Below are 24,754 nucleotides of genomic sequence, written 5' to 3'. Positions count from 1 at the left end.
CCGATGGCGGGAGAGGCCTCGGCCGACGGCGGCGCCGACACCGGCGAGGCGGGCACCGACCGCGACGACGACGGTGAGGGCGCTGACGACACCGGTCGGGCCAGTGCCGACGACCGGACCGGACGGGTGGACATCAAGCCGGGCCGGCGGGCCGGGGACAGAGCAGACAAGGACGAGGAGGACCGATGACGACGTCGACGTTCGGACACGACACCGTAGCCGACGGGCACTGGGCGCATTCGGCGCACCAGCGCAAGGGGTTCTTCACCGATACCTCGATCTGCATCGGCTGCAAGGCCTGCGAGGTCGCCTGCAAGGAATGGAACCGCAATCCGCAGGACGGCACGTACGAGCTGCTCGGCTCCTCCTACGACAACACCGGCAGCCTCGGCGCGAACACCTGGCGACACGTCGCGTTCATCGAACAGGACCAGGAGCGGATCGAGAAGGCCAGGGAGTCGGGGCGTCGGCTCGTCAGCCTCGGCATGCCCACCGTGCGACCCCGGACCGGGCCGACCGGCGGACCGGCAGCGCTCGCCGATGACGGTCAGGGCGCCGCGCCGAACCTGCCGAGCTCGCCCCAGCTCGACGTCGACCTGCTCGCCCCCGGGGCTCTGCAGCCGAGCGATCCCAGCGACTTCACCGGCGTCGACACGACGCCCCCGGACACCCCGGACTTCCGCTGGCTGATGTCATCGGACGTGTGCAAGCACTGCACGCACGCCGGGTGCCTCGACGTCTGCCCCACCGGCGCGCTGTTCCGGACCGAGTTCGACACCGTCGTCGTCCAGAACGACGTGTGCAACGGCTGCGGAACCTGTGTCGCCGGCTGCCCGTTCGGGGTCATCGAACGGCGTGACGACGGGACTATCAACACGCCCACCGACCGTGACCGCAGCGCCACGGACATGGACGTCCCCCACAAGAACACCGCGAACAAGTGCACCCTGTGCTACGACCGCCTCGTCGACGGGCAGACCCCGGCCTGCGCGCAGACCTGCCCGACGACTTCGATCAAGTTCGGCGACCACGACGACATGGTCGCCCAGGCCCACGCCCGCGTCGAGGACCTCCACGCGAAGGGCCTCACCGAGGCCAGGCTCTACGGCGCCAACCCGAACGACGGGGTCGGCGGCATCGGATCTGTGTTCCTCCTCCTCGACGAGCCCGAGGTCTACGGTCTGCCGCCGGACCCGCGGGTGCCGACGAAGGACCTGCCGCAGATGTTCGCCACCGCCGGCATGGCGGCACTGGGCATGGTCGCGGCCGCCGGTCTCGCCTTCCTCGGGAGCCGCCGTCCATGAGCACGTCCGAATTCGATTCCTACCGTCCGCCCGAGCCGGCCGGAGGCCGGAGGAAACGGCGCCGAGGCGCTGGTGACCGAGGCGGGTCCGGGGCCGCCGGCGCGCGTCGCGGCGGCTGGCAGAACCGGGGCGCCGACGGCGGTCGCGAGATGCCGATGGTCGAGGACGTCGAGTTCTCCTCATACTACGGCCGGCCGATCGTCAAGGCTCCGCCATGGGGCCACGAGATCTCGCTCTACCTCTTCCTCGGCGGCCTCGCCGGGGGCTCGACGCTGCTCGGACTCGGGGCGCAGCTGACCGACAGGCCGGGACTGCGGGCCGCGACTCGGCTCACGGCGATCTCGGCCACGGCCCTCGGCGGTGCCGCCCTCGTGGCCGATCTCGGTCGCCCCGAGCGCTTCCTCAACATGATGCGCACGGTCAAGGTGACCTCCCCGATGAGCCTGGGCACGTGGATCCTCTCCGGGTTCGGAGTCGGCGCCGGTGTGACCGCGGCGATCGAGGTCGACCGCCTGACCGGGCAGAGGCTCCTGCCGCTGGGGCCTCTGCGTCGGCCGCTCCATGCGCTGGAGACGACCGCCGCGGTCGAGTCCGCGCTCTTCGCGACCCCGCTCGCCGCCTACACCGCGGTGCTCCTCGGCGCCACCGCCGTGCCGACGTGGAACGCCGCCGGGCGCAACGGCCTGCCGTATGTCTTCGTGTCCTCGGCCGCGATGGCCTCGGGCGGGACGGCGATGGCGCTGGCCCCGGTCCGGGAGACCGGGCCGGCCAGGCTGCTCGCAGTGGCCGGAGCCGCCGGCGATCTCGTCGCCATGCAGGGGATGAAGAAGCGCATGCACCCTGCCGAGGTCGAGCCACTCGAGTCGGGGGAGCCCGGTCACAAGCTGCACCGGTCGGAGAAGCTGCTCATCGCCGGAGCCCTCGGGACCGCCGCCGTCGAGGTCGGCGCCCGGTTCCTGTCGACGAAGCTGGCCAAGGGCGCGGAATCTGTGTCCGGTGGCCGCAGGTGGAAGACGAAGACGGTGCTGCGGGCGGTCTCCGCGATCAGCGGCGTCGCCCTCGCCGCCGCCTCGGCGTACACCCGGTTCGGGGTGCTCGAAGCCGGCATCGAATCGACGAAGGACCCACGTCACGTCGTCGAGCCGCAGAAGGCGCGGCTCGAGGAGCGCCGGGCTCGGGGGATCACCGACGATTCGATCACGACAGGTCGCTGAGGCGGAGCAGTCCAGTGGCTGTCGGGCGGCGGCCCGTTCAGCGCACGCGGATCCCGGAACCGGCGACGATCTCCCCGATGACGGGGTGACCAGGCAGTTCGCCGACGACGAGGAGTCCGCCGGAGGTCTGGGCATCGGCGAGCAGCACGAGCTCCTCCTCGGTGATCCCGTCGTCGACGCGCAGGTGAGGGCGGACCCAGTCGAGGTTGCGGCGGGAGCCGCCGGTGACGTTGCCCTCGGCGATGAACCTCCGGACGCCGTCGAGCACCGGCACCCTGGTGTGGTCGATGACGGCCCCGACCCCCGAGGCGCGGCACATCTTGAACAGGTGCCCGAGCAGTCCGAACCCGGTGACGTCGGTCGCGGCCCTGATCCCGGCGTCCACCGCGGCCCGCGAGGCCTCGGCGTTGAGCTCGGTCATCGTCGCGATCGCCTGGGCAAAGGTCTCACCCGTGGCCTTGTGCCGGTTGTTGAGGACGCCGACGCCGATCGACTTCGTCAGCGTCAGGGGCAGCCCCACCTCGGCGGAGTCATTGCGCATGAGCTTATCGGGGTGGGCGATGCCGGTGACGGCCATGCCGTACTTCGGTTCGGGATCGTCGATCGAATGGCCGCCGGCGACGGGGCAGCGCGCGGCGGCCGCGACATCGAGCCCGCCGCGCAGCACCTCCGTGAGCAGCTCCATCGGCAGGAGCTCGCGCGGCCAGCCGACGAGGTTGATCGCCGTCACCGGCGTCCCGCCCATCGCGTAGATGTCGGAGAGGGCGTTGGCGGCGGCGATGCGGCCCCAGTCGTAGGCGTCGTCGACGACCGGGGTGAAGAAGTCCGCCGTGGAGAGCACCGCGAGGTCCTCGCGCACCCGCACCGCCGAGGCGTCGTCGCCGTCGTCGAGTCCGACGAGGACATCGGGGGCATCCTGACCGGTCAGGCCGCGCACCGCATCCTCGAGCTCACCCGGCGGGATCTTGCACGCGCATCCCCCGCCGTGGGCGTACGAGGTCAGACGATCGGTGATGGCAGTCATACGCCCGAGACTAACACCGGCGGCTTGGCCCGCGAAGAACCGCCGGGTGCGCGGATGGAGACACCATGGGGGGCGCAGCCGCGGACGCAGGGCCGGCACAGGCGCAGGGGGAGCAGAGGCGATGAGGGGGTCCTTGCCGGTGCACTGTGCCGGCATCGCACCGGGTAGGATGCGGGGTGGAGGCGTCCGGCGTCCTGGTGGGCCCCCCGGTCTTCAAAACCGGTGAGACCGAGCATCTCGGTCTGGCGGGTTCGATTCCCGTCCGTCTCCGCCACATACGCAATCGCGCCCCGTTCGTGCTGTCCCGATGCCCCACCGAGGTGATGCCCACCCTCGGCGAGGCGATGTCGGGCTGCTCGGCGAGGCCCACCGTCGACTGCCACGGAGGTCGCTGTCATGGTCGATACCGACCCTCGGCGGAGGATTCCGCGCACCGATCGCCTCCTCGCCCTCCCCGAGGTCATCGCCGCAGGTGAGCGGCTCGGCCAGTCGACGATCCGCGCGATCGTCGCCGACGCGCAGTCAGCGGCCCGGTCCGGCCGGATGCCCGTCGCCGAGGTGGTCCCCACGATCATCCGCAGCCTCGCACCCCGTGCGGCCTCCTCCCTGACACCGGTGCTCAACGCGACCGGGATCATCGTGCACACCAACCTCGGTCGCGCACCGCTGTCGGACGAGGCCCGGCAGGCGGTCCTCGATGCCACGGGCTACGTCGACGTCGAGATGGACCTCGAGTCCGGCAGGCGCAGCCGCCGCGGCACGGGCGCACGAGCGGCTCTGCTCCGCGCCTGTCCCGCCGCTGAGGACGCCCTGGTCGTCAACAATGGTGCGGCAGCTCTGCTGCTGACCGTCACGGCCCTGGCGGAGAGGAGGCCGAACGCTTCCGGCGCAGCCGGCCTCGGGGAGATCATCGTCAGCCGCGGCGAACTCGTCGAGATCGGCGCCGGGTTCCGACTTCCCGACCTCATGGTCACCACCGGTGCCCGCCTGCGCGAGGTCGGGACGACCAACCGCACCCACCTCGACGACTATGCTCGCGCCATCTCGGCCGCCACCGGCTGTCTGCTCAAGGTCCACACGAGCAACTTCCGGGTCGAGGGATTCACCGCCGAGGTCGACATCGCGAGCCTGCGCGGCCTCGCCGACGAGCACGGGCTGCCCCTGATCGCCGACCTCGGCAGCGGCCTCTTCGTCCCCGATCCCGCGCTGCCCGAGGAACCCGACATCACGACCGCTCTCGAGGCCGGCGCCGACGTCGTCATCGTCAGCGGGGACAAGCTCCTCGGCGGTCCGCAGGCCGGGCTCATCGTCGGCCGTCGCGATGCCGTGGAAACGATCGCCACGCACCCCCTGGCCCGGGCGATGCGCACGGACAAGCTGACGCTGGCCGCCCTGGAGGCCACCGTGACGAGTGCCCGCAATCCCGTTCACGAGGCCCTCCACATCGACGTCGACGAGCTGCGGGGGCGCACCGACCGACTCGCGACCGTCCTCAGCGCGGACGCGGGCCTCGGCGATCTGCCGGTCGTCGCCCACGACGGACGGGTCGGCGGCGGAGGAGCTCCGGGAGTCCCGCTGCCCGGCTGGGCACTCGAACTGCCCGAAGCCCTGGCCGAGCCCCTGCGCCTCGGCGATCCCGCCATCGTCACCCGACTCCACCAGGGGCGATGCCTTCTCGACCTGCGGTGCGTGCCCGAGACCGAGGACGATCGGGTGGCCGCCGCGGTCCTCGCCGCGGCCGACCGCCTCCGCGAGGGCCGCGACGATCCCGAACCGCGGGCGGACCACCTCGGCGAGGGCCGCGACGGCCTCGGCGAGGAGGGCTGATGTTCGTCGTCGCGACCGCCGGGCACGTCGACCACGGCAAATCGACGCTGGTCCGCGCCCTCACCGGCATGGAACCCGACCGCTGGGCCGAGGAGAGGAAACGCGGGCTGACGATCGACCTCGGATTCGCGTGGACGACCCTGCCCTCGGGTCGCGAGCTCGCCTTCGTCGACGTGCCTGGCCACGAACGCTTCCTCGCGAACATGCTCGCCGGGGTCGGACCCGCTCCGCTCGTGTGCCTCGTCGTCGCCGCGGACAAGGGATGGCAGGCCCAGTCGAGCGATCACCGCGACGCCATCACGGCCCTCGGGATCACCCACGGCATCGTCGTCATCACCCGCGCCGATCTCGCACCCGAGTCCGTCGAGACGACATCAGTCCAGGCGAGAGCCCAACTGCGCGACACTCCACTCGAGGACGCTCCGGTCGTCGCGGTGTCGGCGACGACCGGCGACGGACTCGATGAACTCGTTCAGCGACTCGATGAGGTCCTCGCCTCGGCGCCCGCACCTGACGCCGACGCCCGCGTCCGCCTGTGGGTCGACCGCACGTTCTCGATCACCGGATCGGGCACCGTCGTCACCGGGACCCTGACCGCCGGGACCCTGACCCAGGGTGCGCAGATGGAGATCGTCGGGGAGTCCGCGCCCCGCCGGGTGGGCATCCGCGGGCTCCAGAGCCGCAACGCCGCCGCGAGCTCCGTGACCCCGACTGCGCGGGTGGCCGTCAACCTCCGCGACGTCGCCACCTCCGACGTCCATCGCGGCGCCGCGCTCATCACCCCGGGAACCTGGCCGCTCGTCGAGGTCATCGACGTGCGTCGGAGCATGGGGGAGGACCTCGACGCGGGGGTGCGTGAGCTCATGCTCCACATCGGCACCGCGGCCGTCCCCGCCCACGTCCGGCCGTTCGACGCCGACCACGCCCGCCTCACCCTCGACCGACCCCTTCCGCTGGAGGTCGGCGATCGGATGGTCCTGCGCAACCCCGGCAGCCGCAATGTCTTCGCCGGTGCGATCGTCCTCGACGTCGACGTCCCCGACCTCACCCGCCGAGGCGATGGCGCCCGCCGTGCCGCCGAGCTCGCCGACCGTCCCGTCACGGGAGACATCGGCGCCGAGGTGGCGCGCCGGGGTGCCGTGCGACGGCAGCGGCTCATCGGATTCGGACTCGAGATCCCCGCGGCGCTCCCCGACGATGTCGTCGAACCGGCCGCGGGATGGCTCGTCCACCGCCCGACACTGCGGACCTGGGCCGAGGAGGTGCGGACCTCGGTGGCGAGGGCGCTCGCGGCGAATCCCCTCGTCGCCGGGGTCCCGGAGAAGGCCGTCACCGAGGAGGCGCGCCGCCTCCGCCCTCCTGTGCCCGCGCAGTCGGGCAGCGGAGCGCCCGCCGCGGAGCTCGTCACCGCGATCCTCGCGGAGGCGGGACTCGAATCTGTCAGGGGAATGGTGCGGCCGCCCGGCCATACCGCAGACCTCGGACCGGCCGAGGCCGGGGTCGCCGAGGTGGAGCGCCGCCTGGGCGCCGATCTCTTCGCCGCTCCCGAGGCCGACGATCTCCGGGCCCTCGGCCTGGGAGCGCGGGAGCTCGCGGTCGCCGAGAGCGCGGGACGGCTGCTGCGCCTCGGCGACGGTGTCGTCGTCTCGCCGCGAACACCCGCGCAGGCCATGCGGATCCTCGCGGGACTCGATCAGCCGTTCACGACGAGTGAGGCGCGCAAGGCTCTGGGGACGACGCGGCGCGTGGTCATCCCGCTGCTCGAGCATCTCGACTCGCGGGGGTGGACCCGGCGGATCGACAACACCAAGCGCGAAGTCGTCCGTTAGACCCCGCATCTCACCGTTGGATCCCGGTCTCACTGCCCATGTAGTGCATGTGTGGGTCGATACTGAGTGCGGACGACGATGTCCGCAACGGCAGCCAGCGAGAGGTGTCCATCATGTCGATCAACGCTTACATCTTCTTCAGCAACGGCCAGTGCGCCGAGGCCTTCGAGTGGTACCAGGGGATCTTCGGGGGTGAGGTGTCGATCATGCTGATGAAGGACGCGCCCGAGGACCAGCGGATGCCCGGGGCGCCTGAGGACAGCGTCATGCACGCGGCCCTGACGTTCGGCGATGCCCTGCTCATGGGATCCGACGATCCGACCGGCGACGGCGGCCCGAAGACCGGGATCTCCCTGTCCTACACGGCACCCGACGCCGAGACCGCGCGGCGCGTGTTCGACTCCCTGTCCGAAGGCGGCGAGGTGCAGATGCCGCTCGACAAGACGTTCTGGACAGAGGCGTTCGGCGCGTGCGTCGACCGCTACGGCGTGCCCTGGATGGTCGACACGGCCGGCGAACCGAGCTGACCAGGCCGTGGGGTGCGCTGGTAGTCGGCTCTCACGCGGCCGCTGCCAAGAAGTGGAATCGCGCGGCATTTCACCGTCGCGTTCTCACTTCTTGGTAGCGGTTGCGTGAGACGGTGCACGAAGGCGTCGCGATTTCACTTCTGGGTCGCGGCCGCGAGAGGCGGGGTGCGTTCGCACCGGGCCTCACCTGTGAGGCCCGGGCGGCGGGACGTCCCCCAGACCCTGAAAGCTCTGCCCGTGCGGCCCGGTCAGAGCGACCGGTCGTCCGTCGACGGCGAGGACGAATCGGCCGTCGGGCATGCCCGGGAGGCCCCGTCCGATTTCCGGGAGGACGGCTCTGCCCTCGTTGCTGATCCAGGTGACGTCGGCTCTGCCCAGCATCAGTTCGGCGAATCTCCTCCGTTCAGCGGCCCCGAGGTAGGCGAGGACCGCGCTGTGGAACACCACCGTTCGCGTTCCCGAAGGCGCCTCGTCGATGAGCGCGTCCACCGTTCCGAGCAGGTCCCCGGCGAGGATCCTCGGCGGATCGGAGGCGGCGATCGCAGCCGCGGCCTCCAACCGCTTCCTGCGCTCACGGTGTTCGGGCCAGATGAGCGACTGCAGCCATCGGCGCTGCTCGGGATCGGTGACGTCGAGCGGATTGAGGTCGATGCCGGCCCGCCACGCCACGTCGGGGACGCGATCGGGCGGATCGTGGTTCTCCATCGTGCAGCGGATGGACACGGAGCTCGGTCCGGAGGCGGGATGCACTTCGACCCGACCATTCGCGGTGTCGAAGTCGTAGCTGTAGCGATCGGGAAAGAGGCACAGTCCGGCCGAGGCTCCCACCTCGATGAGGGACAGAGGCTGCTCGAGCTCGGAGAGGACGGGCAGCAGGACCGCGCACCGGCCCGCTTCGTTCGTCTGCGTCGAATGGGAGAGCATGACGTCGACGACCGGCTCCCAGTGATCGAGCAGCCAGGTGCGCAGAATCGGGAACTCGGTGGCCCCGGCGCCGAGGTGCCGAGCAGCAGCGAAGAGCAAGTTGGCCTGCCGTTTCGGCCAGGGAAGGGTGAGCACGAGGTCGAGGATCTCCTCGTCCGCGGCAACACCCCTCGCCCATGCAGCGTACGTCTCCGAGGCACCAGCTGCCTCGAGCTCGGCGAATCGCTCGTAGTGAGTGCGCAGGGACTCGGGTTCGCTCGGGCTGCTCGGTTGCATGGTCGTGCTCCTCGGCGTGCGGGGGCTGTTTGGGGCAGGTTCATGCCAGCGTAGGTGAGCGGCGGCCGCCTGCCAGTCCCAACCCACCGATCGGCGGCCCTCGGCGAGGCATGCCGCGTCCGTCCACAGTGCGGCGGACCCGGTTCGGGGGTCCCCAGCCCCGTCCTCGCAGCTGACCGCTACCAAGAAGTGGAATCGCGCGGCATTTCACCGTCGCGTTCTCACTTCTTGGTAGCGGCTGCGTGAGACGGTGCACGAAGGCGTCGCGATTCCACTTCTGGGTCGCGGCCGACGAGTCGGGGTCGCTGCCGACGGCGTCGTCGAGGACGCGCTATGGGCCCGCACCACATGGGTCGCGGCTGCGAAGGAGCGGCACCGGCGCCGGATCGCCCAACAATCCCCGCCTTCCCAGGCACTGCGGGAAGCAGCGTCCTTCGGGCAACATGACGGAATCCGACCCCGTATGGACGGGTGAGGTGGAAATCTGCGACAGTTGATCCGTGACATCCGAACCCTCCTCCGACGCCCGACTGTTGAGCGATCCGACCACCCAGACCTTCGATGCCGTCATCGTGGGCGGCGGTCCCCGCGGGGTCGCCACCCTCATCCGCATCGCCGCTCGCCTCGGCGAGTCCGCACGGACGGCCGACGACGCCCGACCGGCGCCCCTGCGCATCGCCATCGTCGACGCCCACGAGGTCGGTCCGGGGGCGACCTGGACGACCGCGCAGCCCGGGCAGTACCTCAACAACACCACCGCCTCGGCGACGACGATCTACCCGGACGAGTCCACGGACCTCAGCGGGCCTCCGTCACCGGGCCCCACCCTCGTCGAGTGGATGGACGAGGTCGCCCGCGCCGGCCGGCACGCGGCGGGGGACTGGGTCGCCGAGGAGGCGGAAGCGCTGCGGGCCCTCGACTTCACCTCGCGCCGGCTCCAGGGCGTCTACTACCGTGATCAGCTCGAGGCGGCTGCGGCACATCCGCTCATCGACCTCACCGAGTTCACCGCGCTCGCCGTCGACCTCGAGTCCGGTGACGGTGACGGGGCAGTTCGCGCAACGCGCACCCCGGTCGACGGCAGCAGCCGTGACGATCTCGACAACGCAGCGGCCACGCGCGTCGTCCTCGCCGACGGTCGCCGACTCTCGGCTCCGACGATCGTCCTCGCCCAGGGCATGGTCCAGGCGGTGCCGGACGCCCAGGTCAGAGCGTGCGCGGAATTCGCCGCCGACCGCGGCCTCCGGTACGTGCCTCCGGGGATGCCTGCCGAACGGGACTTCTCCGGGCTGCCCGCGGGAGAGACCGTGCTCGTGCGCGGGCTGGGGGCGAACTTCTTCGACGTCATCGGCGGTCTCGCCGAGGAATGGGGCGGGCGCTTCGACGACGTCCCCGGCGACCCGCACGGGCGGCTGCGCTACATCCCCTCGGGGCGGGAGCCACGGCTCGTGGCCGGCTCGCGCCGCGGAATGCCCTACCGGAGCAAGCCCGTTCCCTACACCCCGCAGCGGGACTACCGTCCCCGCTGGGCTCGAGACGAATGGTTCGCCGGACTCCGGGCGCGGAGGAACCTCGATTTCGCCGTCGAGGTGTGGCCGACCATCGCCCGGGAGATCGCCGATCAGTACCTCGCCGCGCTGTCCGAATGGGCACCGGAGACTCTGCGCTCGGACCTGCGCCCGGACGCTGCGATCCCGGCGGACCAGGCCGCCGCATGGATCCCCCTGCTCGAGGAGTGCATGACGGGTGAGGACGTCGACAGGGTGCTCGCCGAGGCGGTCGTCGACTCGCGGTGGAACTGGACGATCGCGGATCTGCGCCGTCCCACCCGCGGTGAGCCCATCAGCCCCGAGGACTGGGAGGAATTCGTCGACCGGCTCATCACCGACGAACTCGGTTCGATGTCCAGGGCGGCGGTCCATCCCCGGGCCGCCGTCAACAGGGTGATGAGCGTCCTTCGCGGCCCCGCCCAGGAACTCGGCGCGGTCGGCGCGATCGCCGGAGACTCCCTCGTCCGTGACCTCCACGGATGGTTCGACGCCGATGGGCTCTTCCTCGCCTCCGGACCGCCCTCGGAGAGGGTGCGGCGAGTGCTCGCCCTCATCGAGGCCGGGGTCATCGACCTGCTCGGCCCCGAGACGGTCATCGAGCTGCCGACCGAACCGGACGCCGGCTTCCGGGCGGTCTCGGCGATCACCGGACGCACCGCCGAGGCGCGCGTGCTGCTCGAGACCCGGATGTCGAAGGGGAAGGTCTCGGCCACCGACGACCCGCTCCTGACCGCCCTCCTGGAGTCCGGACGCGCGCGCATCCACGCCATCGACGGCGTGCCGACCGACTACATCGAGGCCACCGGCGCCCTGGTCAGCGAGGACGCCGAACTCGGCCACAACCTCGTCGATGCCGCGGGCGGGGTGGACGAGCGCATCGTCGTGCTCGGGATTCCCGCGTCGACCACGCAGCCGGGCAGCGCCATCGGTGCGACCCCGCACAAGTCCTCGCCGCTGCTGGCGGGGGCGGACATCGCCGCCAAGCAGATCGTCCTGCGGGCCGGCAGGCAGCCTGCCCTTCGAGATCGCTCCCGCGCAGCATCCCAGGTCGAGCCCCGCACCGCCGAGCCGGACGAGTGCGCCGGCGAGCCGGACGAGTGCGCCGGGGTCGCGTCGACCGCTGTGTGAGCCCGGAACGCGACTGACCCGACGCGGAATGAAGCAGCGCCGGAGGTCGGGCAGCTTCAGGTCGCCGACCGGCGACCTCGGCGGCGTCGATCCCGCAGGACCCAGCTCACCACACCATTGGCCACCGCCACGGCGATGACGACGAGGACCGCGCCGATGAGCTGCAGCCTCGTCGGATGCTCGGCGAGGATGAGGGCCGCGAACCCGAGCGCGAGGATCGGCTGCAGAAGGAGGAGCGCGCCGGTCGCCGCCGGTTCGAGGACGGCGCTGCCGCGATTGATGAAGACCCACGCCACGACCTGGCCGAGGACCGCCAGCACCGCGAGCAGCACCCAGGACCGCGCGCTGATCCCGGTCAGGTGGAGGCCGCCGGTGAACGGGGCGGCCACGGTCGTCGTCACCGTCGCCGAGGCGGTCGCCCACATCAGCGGCTGATCGATGAGCCGAGGTTCCCGCCGGGTTCCCCGGCGGGTGAGGAACATGTACACGCCGTAGCCGACTCCGGCCAGCATCGTCAGCAGGGTGCCGGTGACCGCGGAGGGCCCCAGAGTGTCGACCTCCCAGAGTCCGCCGACGAGGCTGAGTCCCACGAGCATGACCGGCAGGGCGATGACGAAGCGGACAGCGATCCGCTCCCTGTCGATGAGGAGCGCGAGCAGGGGGAGGACGACCACCTGGACGTTGACGAGCACGGTGCTGATGCCGGCGCCCACCTGGTAGATCGCCGCCGTCCACGCCGAGTAGTCGATGCCGAGGGCGAGTCCCGCGGCCAGGGACCACAGGATCCCCCGCATGGACAGCCGCCCGCGCCGCCGCGCCTCGAGCAGGGCCATGGGGACGAGCACGAGGAGTGCGATGGCGCAGCGCAGCAGCGCGGTCGTCGGGGCATCGACCCCGGCGAGCTTGATGAGCACCGCGGAGATCGACAGGGACAGCGCCCCGGTGAGCACCGCCACCGAGGCGACGAGGCGAATGCGCGCAGGGCTCGGCGGCGTGCGGGCTCCGGCATGGGAGACCCGATCGCCGGAGGACCCCGGAGTCCCACCGACGCTGTCACGGAAGGCCATGCTCCGACGATATCCCGCTCGGGCCCGACATGGCCGCCCCGACCGTCGCCGAGATCGCGGAGCACGGACGACCGCAGCCCCTGACCAGCGGTGTCGAGGATCACTGCGCAATTCGGGAATAAGTCCGCAGCAGTGGCGGTTCTCTGCTGTGTCCGCACATTCCCCCTCGGCGGAAGACTCCATCGGACGGCCCACAGGCGTCCGGGCGCGGAGTCCTCGACTCAATCATGTGATCGGAGCTCCCCTGTGTCCAGAGACAGCTCACCCTCGACAGCACCGTCGGCCGCAGCGCGGACCGAGACCATCGACCCGGCCGGGATGCGCGTCATCTGGCTGCTGCTCGTCGCCGCCTTCGTCGCGATCCTCAACGAGACCACGATGGCGATCGCGATCCCGGAGCTCAACGCGACGCTCGGCATCCCACCCGAGCTCGGACAGTGGCTGACGAGTGCCTTCATGCTGACGATGGCGGTCGTGATCCCCACGACGGGCTTCCTCATCCAGCGCTTCACGACCCGTCAGGTGTTCGTCGCCGCGATGGTCCTCTTCTCCGCGGGCACGCTCATCTGCCTCGTGGCCCCCGGCTTCCCGGCACTGCTCGTCGGCCGCGTCGTGCAGGCCTCGGGCACCGGGATCATGATGCCGCTGCTGATGACGACGATGATGAACGTAGTCCCTGCGCATTCGCGCGGTCGGATGATGGGACGCGTCGGACTCGTCATCTCCCTCGCCCCGGCCATCGGCCCCACGATGTCGGGCATCGTCCTCGACTCCCTCGGCTGGCGGTGGCTCTTCGCCATCGTCCTGCCGGTCGCACTCGTGGCCCTCGCTCTCGGCGCGAAGTGGATGACCAACCTCGGCGAGACGACGCATGCCCCCATCGACGTCCTCTCGATCGTCGTCTCGGCGCTCGCCTTCGGCGGCATCGTCTTCGGGCTCAGCCAGTTCGGCGGCCACGGCGGCGAGGGCGGTTCGTCGACGACCGGGCTCGCCTGGGGTGCGATCGCCGTCGGCGTCGTCTTCCTCGGGCTCTTCGTCTGGCGTCAGCTGTTCCTCATCCGGAACAGCGCCGCTCTGCTCGACCTGCGGGTCTTCACCTCGCGCAACTACGTGCTCTCGGTCATCATCATGGCCGTCGTGGCGCTGTCGATGTTCGGCACTTTCTCCCTGCTGCCGCTCTACCTGCAGAACGTCATCGGCCTGGGCGCCACCCAGTCCGGGCTCGTCCTGCTGCCGGGATCGATCCTCATGGGTCTCCTCGGCCCGGTGATGGGCCGCATCTATGACGCGAGCGGACCTCGCGTGCTCCTGCTGCCCGGTGCGACGATGATCGCCGCGGCGATGTTCGCCTACTCGGCAGTGGGCATCGGCACGCCGGTATGGGTGTTCGTCTGCATCCAGACCGTCATGTCCCTGGGCCTGGCCGCCTCATTCACGCCGCTGTTCTCCGCGTCGCTGGGCTCCCTGGACCGCTCGCTCTACTCGCACGGTTCGGCGGCGCTCAACACTCTGCAGCAGGTGGCGGGGGCCGCGGGCACCGCCCTGCTCATCTCGATCTACTCCTCGGCACTTCACGCGGGGCAGGGGGCGGGACGCAGCGTCGCCGAGGCGGGTGCCCCCGGCGCGCAGTCGGCGTTCCTCCTCGCCGGGTTCATCGCCCTCGTGCCCGTGGTCCTCGCGTTCTTCATCCGCAAGCCCGAGGATCTCGAGGCCCGGCAGCCCGAGGACGTGTCCCTGAGCGCCGAATGATCGACAGCGTCGGGTCCGGTCGGCTGCCGTCGAGCGGCTGACCGGACCCGACGGTCCGGACGGTGCACGGGCACGGTCCCGCGGCGCAGCGCACCTCCCCGAGGCGCAGGGCCAAGTCCCGACTATCGGAAATTTCCCTCCCGGTCCTGGTCGCAGACGAGGGCCCGGCGTACTGTTGATCCGTAGCGCGCCGGGCATCATCCCTGGTCCGGCCCAGATCGAGGGAGATCTCATGTCATCTGAGGCGAATCCGTCAGCACCGGGACAGACCCCTGATGCCGCACTGGAGAAGCGGACGCTGAAGAAGGTCACGCTCCGGCTCATCCCGTTCATCATCGTGATGTACTTCATCAACTACCTCGACCGCACGAATCTCGGAATCGCGGGCCCCGGAGGGATGAATGAGGAGCTGGGGCTCAGCGCCACCCAGTTCGGATTCGCGGCCGGGGTGTTCTTCTTCGGCTATCTGCTGCTCGAGGTCCCCTCGAACCTCGCCCTCCACCGGTTCGGCGCGCGGAAGTGGCTCGCCCGCATCCTCGTCAGCTGGGGACTCGTCGCCGCCCTCATGGCGTTCGTCCCCAACGCCGGCTGGCTCTATGTGCTGCGGTTCCTCCTCGGCGTCGCCGAGGCGGGATTCTTCCCGGGCATCATCCTCTACCTCACGTACTGGTTCCCGTCGAGCACGCGGGCCCGGGCGACGGCGCTGTTCATGCTCGCCATCCCCATGTCGAGCGTCATCGGGACCCCGCTGTCGTCGTGGATCATCGCCGGTGGCAACGAGATGTTCGAGAACTTCTCCGGCTGGCGGTTCATGTTCCTCGTCGAGGGCCTGCCCGCCGTGGTGCTCGGCATCATCTGCCTCTTCTTCCTCACCGACCGGCCGCGCGACGCGAAGTGGCTCGACCCGGAGGAGCGGGAGTGGCTGCAGAATCGGATGGACGCCGAGGAGTCGAGGAAGTCGGAGACGTTCCACTACCCGATCCGCCGCGCCCTGCTGCAGCCGCGGGTCCTCGCGCTGTCGTTCGTCTACTTCGGAATGGTCTACGGGCTCTACGCCCTGAGCTTCTTCCTTCCCACCATCATCGCGGGATTCAAGGAGTCCTTCGGCACCGAGTTCTCGATCGTCCAGGTCGGACTCATCACCGCCATCCCCTGGGTGTTCGGTGCCGCGACGATGTACTTCTGGTCACGGCACGGGGACCGGACGAACGAACGCGTCTGGCACGTCGCCCTCCCGCTGTTCGTCGGCGGAGTGTCCATCCCGATCGCCCTCTACCTCAACTCGCCGTTCACGACGATGATCGCGGTGACGATCACGTGCATGGCGATCTGTGCGGCGCTGCCGACGTTCTGGCCGCTGCCACAGACCTTCCTCGCCGGCGCGGGGGCGGCCGCGGGGCTGGCGCTGATCAACTCCCTCGGCAACTCGGCCGGGTTCTTCGCCCCCTACATCACCGGCTGGCTGGCCGAACTCACCGGCACTCAGAACGCCGGCATGTGGGTCGTCGGAGCCACGATGGTCGCCGCTGGCATCGTCACCCTCATCCTCAAGGGCGCACCGGCACCCGATCACGTCGACGCGGCGACCGACCGATAGGGTCGGGGGACAACGAGAAGCGCGACAGGGGAGTCCCATGACCATCGAGCAGCTGGCGGCCAGACTGAGCGCGGGTGCGCTCACCACCGATCCTGACATCATCGCCGCCCACGCCCGGGACGAGGCGCTGTTCTGCCCGCACGAGGGGGCGATCGCCCTCGTCAGAGCCGCCTCGGCGAGCGATGTCCAGGAGGTCATGCGATACGCCACCGCCAACCGGGTGCCCGTGGTCCCGCAGGGCGCCCGGTCCGGGATCTCCGGCGGGGCCAACGGATCCCCGGGCGCGATCCTGCTCAACGTCTCCCGGATGAACGAGGTCGTGGCCGTCGACGAGGCGGAGCGGCTCGTCACCGTCCAGCCGGGGATCATCAACCAGGACCTCAAGGACCACCTTGCCCCCTACGGACTGTCCTACCCGCCCGATCCCGGCTCGGTGGCGCTGTCCTCGATCGGCGGCAACATCGCCACGAACGCGGGCGGACTGTGCTGCGTGAAGTACGGCGTGACCAGGGATTACGTTCGCAGCCTCACGGTCGTGCTCGCCGACGGCACGCTGACGACCCTCGGTCCGCGCACCGCGAAAGGAGTGGCCGGCCTCGACCTGCGGCACCTGTTCATCGGATCGGAGGGGACGCTGGGCGTCATCGTCGAGGCGACGCTGCGCCTCATCCCGGCCCTGCCGGAACCGGTCACCGCCGTCGCGACATTCCCCGACGAGCGCACCGGTCTGCAGACCGTCGCCGACTTCATGGCCGCCGGCGGGGTGCCCAGCCTCCTCGAGTTCCTCGACGCGACCAGCCTGAGCATGCTCAACGCCTTCGGCGACTTCGGCCTCGACGAGGACGCCGGGTCGATGCTCATCATGCAGATCGATGAGAATCCGACCGACTCGGAAGCGGCGATGGCGGTCTTCGCCGAGGTGGCCCAGGCCTGCGGAGCCCTCGACGTCGCGTACTCCGATGACCCCGCCGACAGTGCGGCGCTCGTCGCGGCGAGGCGGATGATCCAGCCGGCCTACGAGAAATTCGCCCACGCCCACGGCGGCGGGCAGCTCCTCGACGACGTGTGCCTGCCGCGGATGGCGATGCCCGAATTCTGCGATCGCCTCGGCGAGCTGCGGTCCCGGTCGGGGCTGACGATCGCCCTGGTCGCCCATGCCGGGGACGGCAACACCCACCCGTCGGTGTTCTTCGACGCCGCGGACGCCGAGGAGACGGCGAGGGCCCAGGAGGTCTTCGGGGAGATCATGCGCATCGGACTCGAACTCGGGGGCACGATCACCGGCGAGCACGGGGTCGGCTACCTCAAGCGCGACTGGCTGTCGAGCGAGCTCGACGAAGGAGGGCAGCGGATGCAGCTCGCAGTCAAGGCCGCCCTCGACCCCCTGGGCATCCTCAACCCGGGGAAGATGTTCGGCGCCCTGTAGAGCTCAGGATTCCGCGCGACCGGCGCGCCAGTAGCCCATGAAGGCGATCTGCTTGCGGTCGACGCCGACCTCCTGGACGAGGTAACGGCGCAGGCGCTTGACCGGTCCGGCCTCTCCCGCGATCCACGCATAGAACGGACGCGCACCCTCCGCACTGTCGCTCGAGCTGCCCTGGGCCGCCGTCGTCAGCGCCGCGGGCACGTCCCAGAGGATCTCGGAGTCGATGTCGACGTCCTCGAGCTCGACGAGCGCGCCGCCGCCGGACGCCGTGGCACCCACCTCGGCGAGGGCCGGGGACTCCGCCCGGACGGCCTCGCGCACGGCGGGTTCGAGGAGCTCGCCGTGGACGGCCGATCCGCGGGCCAGCCACTGGACCTCGAATCCGTCGGGAGCCTCGATCTCGAGGAAGTCGGCGGTGGTCGGGACCTCGAGGATCGCCCGACCGGCAACGCCGGAGCCGCGGAGGAAGTCGAGGATCGAGGCGATCGCCGGCACCGCGGTCTCGTCCCCGGCGAGGAGGATCTGGCGGGCCCCGCCCGGCTCGAACTCGAGTCCGGAGTACGTCTCGGCGTAGCGCGTCGGTCCGATGAGGTGGAGGCGGTGCCCGACCTCGGCCGACTGGGCCCAGCTCGCCGCCGGACCCGAATGACCCTCGGCGTCGGTGTGGAGGACCATGTCGACGACGAGCTCGCGGTCCTCGTCCCGCCACTCACGAACGGTGTAGGTGCGCATGCTTCCGCGCACCTGGGGGTCGAGCTGCAGCCAGGACTGGTACCACGACAGCCCCGAGCCGTCCTGCGAGGAGAGGAACTCGAGCAGGTCGAACGCCGGTTCCGGGGCCCCGGCAGGAGGGATGACGAGCTTGAACCGCAGGTCACGAGGGTGCCCGGGGACACCGAAGTCGGCCAGGCCGGGACCGCCGAGGGTGATGCGGCGGAACGCCGGGCTGAGATCCTCGACGGCGACGACGGTGGCCTCGAAGGCGATGATCGGTGCTCGTGACACTGGTGCTCCTTGGAGTCTGGCAGACGGGGAACCGGATGAGGGGCACCCGGGTGAGGTTAGGTGAGCCTTTCCAAACCGATGGTACATTGATTCCGATCCGTGTGCGACCGATGTCGTCGGTGCGCGCGGACCAACGTCGCGATACTCCTCACCGGAGGCACGCATTCCCTCGACCCGACCCGGAGGCGCCCATGCATCGTCGCCAGATGCTCACCCTGTCCCTGCTCACCCCGCTCGCCCTCGCCGCATGCTCGTCCACCAGCGGAGAGAGCGCGCCTGCGACATCGACCGCGGCCGGCTTCACTTACTCGCCGGCCGGCTATGACGGCCTGACGATCTCCACGGACTCGCCCGTCGAGCGCATCGCGATGGACTTCTACTCCGCAGCCGCACTCGCCCCGTACGGGATCGCTCCCGTGGCGGTGTTCGGATACGGCAAGGACGACTCGCCCGGCCAGTCCTTCGACCTCACGGGCGTCGAGATCGTCGGTGAGGACGCGGAGATCGACCTCGAGGCCCTCGCCGCCTCGGCGCCCGACCTCATCATCGCCTACGGCAATGAGAAGGGCGACGGATGGACGTGGTGGGAGGAGAAGGTGACCTCCCAGGTGTCCGAACTGGCTCCCTTCGTCCCGGTGAAGCTCGACGGGGGGACACCGGACGTCATGTTCGAGCAGTACGCCGCGGTCGCCTCGGCGTTGGGAAGGGACACCGAATCGGGCACGATCAGTGGTCTGCGCGAGGACTACGAAGCGGCCCGGCAGCGGCTGCGGGAGGTCGCCAAGAAGCAGGACGGCCTCACCGTGCTGCTCGCGAACTTCAGCCCCGAGATCAACTACACCGCGAAATCGCTCGGCATTGCCCAGATGCTCACCGAGGACGGTCTCACCCTCGTCGGACCGGATCCCGTGGGGGAGTCGGCCTGGGCGGAGGTGTCCTGGGAGAAGATCGGCGAGTACCCCTCCGACGTCCTGCTCGTCCACGACTTCTCCACCGAGTACGAGGACAACCCCGTCTACACCCGCCTTCCCGCAGTCAAGGCCGGGCAGCTGGGAACCTGGGACGACAAGCGCGCCTACACCTACGATGGCTACGCGGCCTGGATCGACGAGATCACCGGAGTGCTCGAATCCGCGCAGGACGTCACGACCTGAGCGCGCTTCCCGCCGCCGACTCCGGATGTCCCTGCCCCTTCTCGCCAGGACCGGTCGGCGAATAGGGTGGGACCGAGCGACTCCCGCAGCGACGAGACCCGATCGTGGAGAGGCCGAGACGATGAGCGCAGACGAACAGCACGTCACAGTCGACACCGACGACGAGGTGATCGCCGCCCTCGCGAAGGGGGTGCCGATCACCTGGTTCCGCCCGGGCCGTCCCCGCACCGCGGAGGTGATGCGCGACATCGCCGTCGACGAGAGCCTGATGGGCGAGGCCGCCGCGCGCTTCGAGCGCTTCGCCCCGTGGTTTGCCTCGGCGTTCCCGGAGACCGCCGAGGCGCAGGGCATCCTCGAATCGCCCCTCGTCGCAGCCGATGCCGCCCGACGGGAGATCGACGACCGCCTCGGCGTCGAGCTTCCCGGGCAGCTGTGGCTCAAACGCGATGACGCACTGCCCGTCAGCGGGTCGATCAAGGCTCGCGGCGGCTTCCATGAGGTCCTCGAGTACGCCGAGGCGGTGGCGGTCGAGGGCGGAATGGACGCCCACGACCCGGCGACGTACGCCAGTGACGAGTTCCGGGAGCGGGCGGCGGCGCACCACATCGTCGTCGGCTCGACCGGAAACCTCGGTCTGTCGATCGGCATCCTCAGCGCCGCCCTCGGATTCGCCGCCACCGTGCACATGTCCGCCGACGCGCGGGAGTGGAAGAAGGAGAAGCTGCGCAGCCACGGCGTCGAGGTCATCGAGTACGAGGGCGATTTCGCCGCCGCGGTCGAGGCCGGTCGCGCCTCGGCGGAGGGAGTCCCGCGCACCCACTTCGTCGACGACGAGGACTCCGTGAGCCTGTTCGCCGGTTATTCCGTCGCAGCACTGAGGCTCAAGGAGCAGTTCGCGGAGCGGGGCGAGCCCGTCGACGCCGACCATCAGCTCGTCGTCTACCTCCCCTGCGGGATCGGCGGCAGCCCCGGTGGCGTGACCTACGGCCTCAAACGGGTCTTCGGCGACGCCGTGCACTGCGTGTTCGTCGAGCCGACAGCGGTTCCGGCGATGGTCCTCGGAGTGCGGACCGGCCGGCACCACGACATCGCCGTCCAGGACATCGGGCTGAGCGGGCAGACGGCTGCCGACGGGCTCGCCGTCGCCCGTCCCTCCCGCTTCGTCGGTCCCGTCGTCGACCCGCTGATCTCGGCCTTCGCGACCGTGAGCGACGACATCATCCGAGCGGGCGTGGGCGTCCTGGCCGAGTGCGAGGGTCTCGAGGTCGAGCCGTCTGCGGCCGCGGGGCTCACGGTCCCGTGGCGTGCGGTGATCGCCGAGGCGAGCGTCCGTGACGAGACAGGCGTCCGGGACGAAGCCGACGGCGCCGCCGAGGTGAGCGGGCCCTCCGCAGCAGGGGTGCCATGGCCGCTCGACGGCTCGACGAACCACCTCGTCTGGCTCACCGGCGGCGCCATGGTCCCGGTCGAGGAGCGCCGCCGCTACGTCACCGAAGGCGTCCGCCTCATGTCCCTCATCGGAGACGAGGACCCAGCACCGGTGAGCTTCATCGACTGATCCGGGCCAAGGGAACGCCGGGAAGGGAGAGGCACGGAATCCGCGGGTCTCAGAATCCGTACGGATCCGCGGCGATGCTCACGACGACCTTGCCGTCGACGACCTCCGCGGTGCCGTCGATCGAGAACGTCACCGTGTCATCGAAGGTCTCTCGCTCATCGCCGAACATCTCGTAGTCGCCGGTGATGAACGCCTCGCCGCTCGTCTCCGAGGTGATCGACCAGGCCGGACCGCCATTGGGACCCGTGGGCGAACCGGAATCGAAGTACATGTCTGCTGAGGATGAGTCGGCCACGGTGATCGTGGGATACGAGGAGATCGACCACTTGATGTTCTCGGCCTCATAGCTCTCGGCCAGGGACGATCCGAAAGGGCAGCCGTCCGGCTGCGCGACGGTCTTGTCGGCGCAGCTGTCGATGAGAGTCTTGACCTGCTTGTCCACCTCGGCGCGGAAGGCGTCCGTCGGCTGAGCCGAGAGCGGTGGGGTCTCGGTGCCCTCGACATCGGCGCTGTCGGCGAAGAACGTGCGGGTCTCGACGGCGTCAGCGGTGACCAGCTCGGATTCTTCGGCCAGACCGACCGTGTAGAGCCCCGGGAACGCCGGAAGGCTGAGCGCCGAGCCGTCGGTGTCGACGGGAACGCCGTTGACCTTGACCGTGCTCAGTCCAGGTGTCTCGACGCTGAGATGGGCGAGTTCTGGCGCCTGGAGCTTCCATTCATCGAAGACGACGGCGGTTCTCCCGGCCTTGTGCAGGGTGAAGGTGCTCGTGCCCTTGCTTCCACCGATGTCGTATGTCGCGGACACGGTGGCGACGTCGCCGCTGATCTCGGCGTCCTCGACGCTGACGTTCTGGGGCAGCGCCTTCGAGGCGCTGAGGACGTCATTGGTGAGCAGCTGGCGCTGCTCTGCGGCCACATCGACGTCTGCCATCTCCAGTGCTCCTTCGGCGTCACCGTCGGCGAGCTCGGAGAAGTACTTCTCGACGGCGGCCTCGGGGCTGAACGCACGTGCGTTGACCTGGTTGACGACGATGAGGGCCGCGACGATGAGGACCGCGATCGATCCGGCGGCCACGCCCACGATGGTCGCCTTCCGCTTGTCGAAGGGCTTCGCAGGGGGCGGGGCGGTCGCCGCTGCGACGCTCGCCGAGTGCTGCTGCACGTAGGGCGTCGCGCCGGGGAACTCCGGCCGGCCGCCGGCAGTCAGAGGGTGCTCTGCGGCTCCGGTGATCCCGGAGTGCGCGGCGGCCCCGGGCTGTGCGGCGTATCCGGCAACGGGTGCCGCTCCGGCATGCGGAGCAGTCGAGCCATCGGTCGGTGCGGCAGTCGGGGGCGGTGGTGGCGCGACAGCCGTCGCCTCGGCGAGCGCGTCCGCATGGATGAGAGCGAACCGGGGCTCGCTCATCCCCAGGGTCTGGCCCCAGTACGGATGAATCGCCCGGCCGGCGGCGAACTTCGCGATCGCGGGCACGGTGAGGACCAAGCGTGCGCCGATGGTTCGGGACAGGATTTCGATGAGCGCGCCCCAGAGGGCCAGGATGAGGAACGACCAGGCCAGCGGACCGATGCCGAATCGCGCCGCTCCTGACCCGCCGAGGAGCATGGCTGCCTCCGCCGAGCCTTCCATCGAGGCCCGGAGAGGGACCGCGAGGACGGAGACGAGCCCCCAGATGACGCAGAAGGCCACGGGGACCTGCCAGACGGACGACCACTGTTGCCGGTCCTCGCCTCTCACCGTCCAATAGGGACGGCGGGTCACCGTGGAGACCGAGACGGCGACGAGAACTGCGAGGACCGCGACCAGCACACCGATCCACAGCTGACCGGGTGCGTCGCTGCTGAAGATGGTCAGCGACTGGGAGAAGCTGTCCGAGGCGAAGCCGAGATCACCCTGACCCGTGGCGCTCACCCCTCCGAAGTGGACGAGCAGGGAGAGAATGAGACCGACGTTGACGACGGCCAGCGGGATGAGCTGCCAGGGCAGATCGAGACCGAGGGGGATGACGAAGAGGGCGACGATGGAGAGCAGTCCCACCGACACCACGAGATGGACGGCGGTGACGAGGAGCGGGGGAACGGCTCGTCTGAGGAACGGCGCACCAAGCGCCTCGGTGCCCTTGAAATGCCCGGCTGCACGCCCGACGACACTGGTGACGACGATGGCGAGGAGGGGGAGGAAGAACGACCGGGCCGTGACAGCCGAGAACTCGAGTTCGATGAGCTGCTCGCCATCGAGGGCGGAGAACCGTGCGGCGAAGATCAGCTGGAGGAGGAACAGCACCAGCGTCGCGGCCAGACCGGTGATCGCGATCCGCGTCCAGGTGCTGGCGCGATTCGGGGCGGGCGCGCGCAGTTCGCTGCGTTTCGTCGACCACCAGAGGACGCCGATGACGACGACGGTGACGAGGAGGGGTGCGCCGAGGAGGACCACGCTCCCGTTGGCTTCGACGATTCCGCTGGAGGCGAGGTCGAAACGGAAGACCGCCGAGCCGAACAGTGAGAGGGCGAGGAAGATGAACGGCAGGGCGTAGCTGAGTCCATCAAGACTGATCCCCGTGTCCGCGGCGAAGGAATCGAACTCCGCCAAGGAGGTCAGGAGAACCGAGATGATGATGGACACGATGAGCCCCGCCAACAGCGCGAGGCCGGGAGGGATGAGCGCGGTTCTCCAGGTGGCGCCCTTCCTCAGGGCGGAGACGAACGCCGACGGCACCTGCGAACCCGATGGGGGCAGCGGTGGACCGAAGGCCGCAGGACCGGGTGCCGAGCCGTTGGGCCCCTGCGGGTAGTCGACGTGCTGCGGGTACGGCGTCGCCTGAGGCGGGTAGGGCGAACCGTGCTGCGGGTAGGGCGATCCGTGCTGCGCGGGCGCCGGGCCCTGTGGCGGAGACGGAGTTCCGTCACTCGGATGCATCGGGTCATACGGCGACTCGGGGTGAGTGGATCCCGGTTCCGCGGATTCCTCGCTGCTGGGCTCGGAGGGAGGGGCGAACCGCGCAGAGGACTCATCGTGTCGCGCTGGTGACTCAGGTCCTGGGGCAGGGGACGACGAAGGACGAGGCGGAGCCGCCGTATCGCCGTCGGCAGTATCGCCGTCGACTCGATCGGCAGCCTCATCGCCTGCGGACGAGGCGGGATCGGGGGTTTCGGACTCGCCGGCCTGCTTGTCACTCATCTCGGTTCCTCAACCAATCGCACTAGAGATGTTCTGATGTCGCCGGAATTCACTTCTCGGCCGATCATCGGATCGTCTCGTCAACTGTAGTGGTGACACTATATTAAACTCTGGGGGCAAGTGAAGTTCCTCTATTGTTATTTTTGGCCGCACAGCCGATCTGGAGTCGTCGATGAGTGAGAATCCTCCCCCACCTGGCCGCGGGGACGATAACGAATGGGACATCAATAGGGAACAGGCGGGTCATTGGCCGAATGGATCCCAAGGAAACTCGGGTTGGGGCCCGCCCCCCGCCCCGCCGCGTCCTTACGTCGCGCCCCCACCTCCGAGTCCACCTCGTTCGACTCCGCCGCAGTTCCCGTCCGGAGCGCCGCAGGCGACGGGATGGCCGGCCCCTCACCGGCCGGCCGAGGGGAACGT

16 protein-coding genes and 1 tRNA gene are annotated in these 24,754 nt (G+C 70.0%); 12 read left to right on the top strand and 5 right to left on the bottom strand.

Features of this window, described 5'->3' with window-relative positions:
• Window positions 1-185 precede the first annotated feature (185 nt).
• Window positions 186-1,304 (top strand): 4Fe-4S dicluster domain-containing protein, encoded by a 1,119-nt coding sequence (locus DFO65_RS03880; RefSeq protein ID WP_113903104.1) that lies wholly within the window; start codon window positions 186-188, stop codon window positions 1,302-1,304.
• Window positions 1,301-2,518: an NrfD/PsrC family molybdoenzyme membrane anchor subunit gene (gene nrfD / locus DFO65_RS03875; protein WP_113903103.1), complete on the top strand. Its 1,218-nt coding sequence runs from the start codon at window positions 1,301-1,303 to the stop codon at window positions 2,516-2,518. Before DFO65_RS03880 ends, nrfD begins: the two co-directional genes overlap by 4 nt.
• 37 nt (window positions 2,519-2,555) lie before the next feature.
• On the opposite strand, the gene selD is transcribed toward nrfD, so the two are convergent.
• Window positions 2,556-3,542: a selenide, water dikinase SelD gene (gene selD, locus DFO65_RS03870; protein WP_113903102.1), complete on the bottom strand. Its 987-nt coding sequence runs from the start codon at window positions 3,540-3,542 to the stop codon at window positions 2,556-2,558.
• A gap of 178 nt (window positions 3,543-3,720) precedes the next feature.
• On the opposite strand from selD, the gene DFO65_RS03865 reads away from it, so the two are divergent.
• The 4 genes from DFO65_RS03865 (at window position 3,721) to DFO65_RS03850 (ending at window position 7,725) form a co-directional block, all read left to right on the top strand.
• Window positions 3,721-3,816: transfer RNA gene (locus DFO65_RS03865), tRNA-Sec, on the top strand.
• Window positions 3,817-3,938: 122 nt separating this feature from the next.
• Window positions 3,939-5,369: an L-seryl-tRNA(Sec) selenium transferase gene (gene selA, locus DFO65_RS03860; RefSeq protein ID WP_113903101.1), complete on the top strand. Its 1,431-nt coding sequence runs from the start codon at window positions 3,939-3,941 to the stop codon at window positions 5,367-5,369.
• The gene (gene selB / locus DFO65_RS03855; protein ID WP_113903100.1) at window positions 5,369-7,198 is read left to right on the top strand and encodes a selenocysteine-specific translation elongation factor; all 1,830 of its coding nucleotides are present in this window, start codon (window positions 5,369-5,371) and stop codon (window positions 7,196-7,198) included. The genes selA and selB overlap by 1 nt, the downstream gene beginning before the upstream one ends.
• Window positions 7,199-7,311: 113 nt before the next feature.
• Window positions 7,312-7,725 (top strand): VOC family protein, encoded by a 414-nt coding sequence (locus DFO65_RS03850; protein WP_113903207.1) that lies wholly within the window; start codon window positions 7,312-7,314, stop codon window positions 7,723-7,725.
• A 183-nt stretch (window positions 7,726-7,908) separates the two neighbouring features.
• On the opposite strand, the gene DFO65_RS03845 is transcribed toward DFO65_RS03850, so the two are convergent.
• The gene (locus DFO65_RS03845) at window positions 7,909-8,925 is read right to left on the bottom strand and encodes a DUF2332 domain-containing protein (RefSeq protein ID WP_113903099.1); all 1,017 of its coding nucleotides are present in this window, start codon (window positions 8,923-8,925) and stop codon (window positions 7,909-7,911) included.
• 500 nt (window positions 8,926-9,425) lie between these two features.
• Here DFO65_RS03845 and DFO65_RS03840 point away from each other — a divergent pair, with 500 nt between their 5' ends.
• Window positions 9,426-11,603, top strand: a complete 2,178-nt coding sequence (locus DFO65_RS03840) for an FAD/NAD(P)-binding protein (RefSeq protein ID WP_245940457.1) — start codon at window positions 9,426-9,428, stop codon at window positions 11,601-11,603.
• A gap of 56 nt (window positions 11,604-11,659) precedes the next feature.
• Here DFO65_RS03840 and DFO65_RS03835 read toward each other — a convergent pair whose 3' ends face one another.
• Window positions 11,660-12,670, bottom strand: a complete 1,011-nt coding sequence (locus tag DFO65_RS03835; protein WP_113903098.1) for a DMT family transporter — start codon at window positions 12,668-12,670, stop codon at window positions 11,660-11,662.
• 318 nt (window positions 12,671-12,988) lie between these two features.
• Here DFO65_RS03835 and DFO65_RS03830 point away from each other — a divergent pair, with 318 nt between their 5' ends.
• The 3 genes from DFO65_RS03830 to DFO65_RS03820 all read left to right on the top strand — a co-directional run bounded on the left by DFO65_RS03830 (window position 12,989) and on the right by DFO65_RS03820 (window position 17,442).
• Window positions 12,989-14,419 (top strand): MDR family MFS transporter, encoded by a 1,431-nt coding sequence (locus tag DFO65_RS03830; protein ID WP_113903097.1) that lies wholly within the window; start codon window positions 12,989-12,991, stop codon window positions 14,417-14,419.
• Between the two features lie 232 nt (window positions 14,420-14,651).
• Entirely contained in the window at window positions 14,652-16,016 is a 1,365-nt protein-coding gene (locus DFO65_RS03825; protein ID WP_113903096.1) for an MFS transporter, read from the top strand.
• A gap of 37 nt (window positions 16,017-16,053) precedes the next feature.
• A complete protein-coding gene (locus DFO65_RS03820) occupies window positions 16,054-17,442 on the top strand; it encodes an FAD-binding oxidoreductase (RefSeq protein ID WP_113903095.1) in 1,389 nt (462 codons plus the stop codon).
• 3 nt (window positions 17,443-17,445) lie between these two features.
• Here the strand turns inward: DFO65_RS03820 and DFO65_RS03815 are convergent, their stop codons facing one another.
• Window positions 17,446-18,447: a siderophore-interacting protein gene (locus DFO65_RS03815; RefSeq protein WP_113903094.1), complete on the bottom strand. Its 1,002-nt coding sequence runs from the start codon at window positions 18,445-18,447 to the stop codon at window positions 17,446-17,448.
• A 191-nt stretch (window positions 18,448-18,638) separates the two neighbouring features.
• Between DFO65_RS03815 and DFO65_RS03810 the strand changes: the two genes are divergently transcribed.
• Both DFO65_RS03810 and dsdA read left to right on the top strand, forming a co-directional pair.
• Complete coding sequence (locus DFO65_RS03810; RefSeq protein WP_181778607.1) at window positions 18,639-19,601, top strand: ABC transporter substrate-binding protein; 963 nt, start codon at window positions 18,639-18,641, stop codon at window positions 19,599-19,601.
• Between the two features lie 121 nt (window positions 19,602-19,722).
• Window positions 19,723-21,159 (top strand): D-serine ammonia-lyase, encoded by a 1,437-nt coding sequence (gene dsdA / locus DFO65_RS03805; RefSeq protein ID WP_113903092.1) that lies wholly within the window; start codon window positions 19,723-19,725, stop codon window positions 21,157-21,159.
• Window positions 21,160-21,208: 49 nt separating this feature from the next.
• Here dsdA and DFO65_RS03800 read toward each other — a convergent pair whose 3' ends face one another.
• Window positions 21,209-24,073, bottom strand: coding sequence for a hypothetical protein (locus tag DFO65_RS03800; protein WP_245940456.1), 2,865 nt, complete (start codon window positions 24,071-24,073; stop codon window positions 21,209-21,211).
• Window positions 24,074-24,754: the final 681 nt, after the last annotated feature.

The sequence above is a fragment of the Brevibacterium sanguinis genome (assembly GCF_003315415.1).
GTDB classification, from domain to species: Bacteria; Actinomycetota; Actinomycetes; order Actinomycetales; family Brevibacteriaceae; genus Brevibacterium; species Brevibacterium celere_A.
This window is presented reverse-complemented; position numbering and strand designations above follow the sequence as displayed.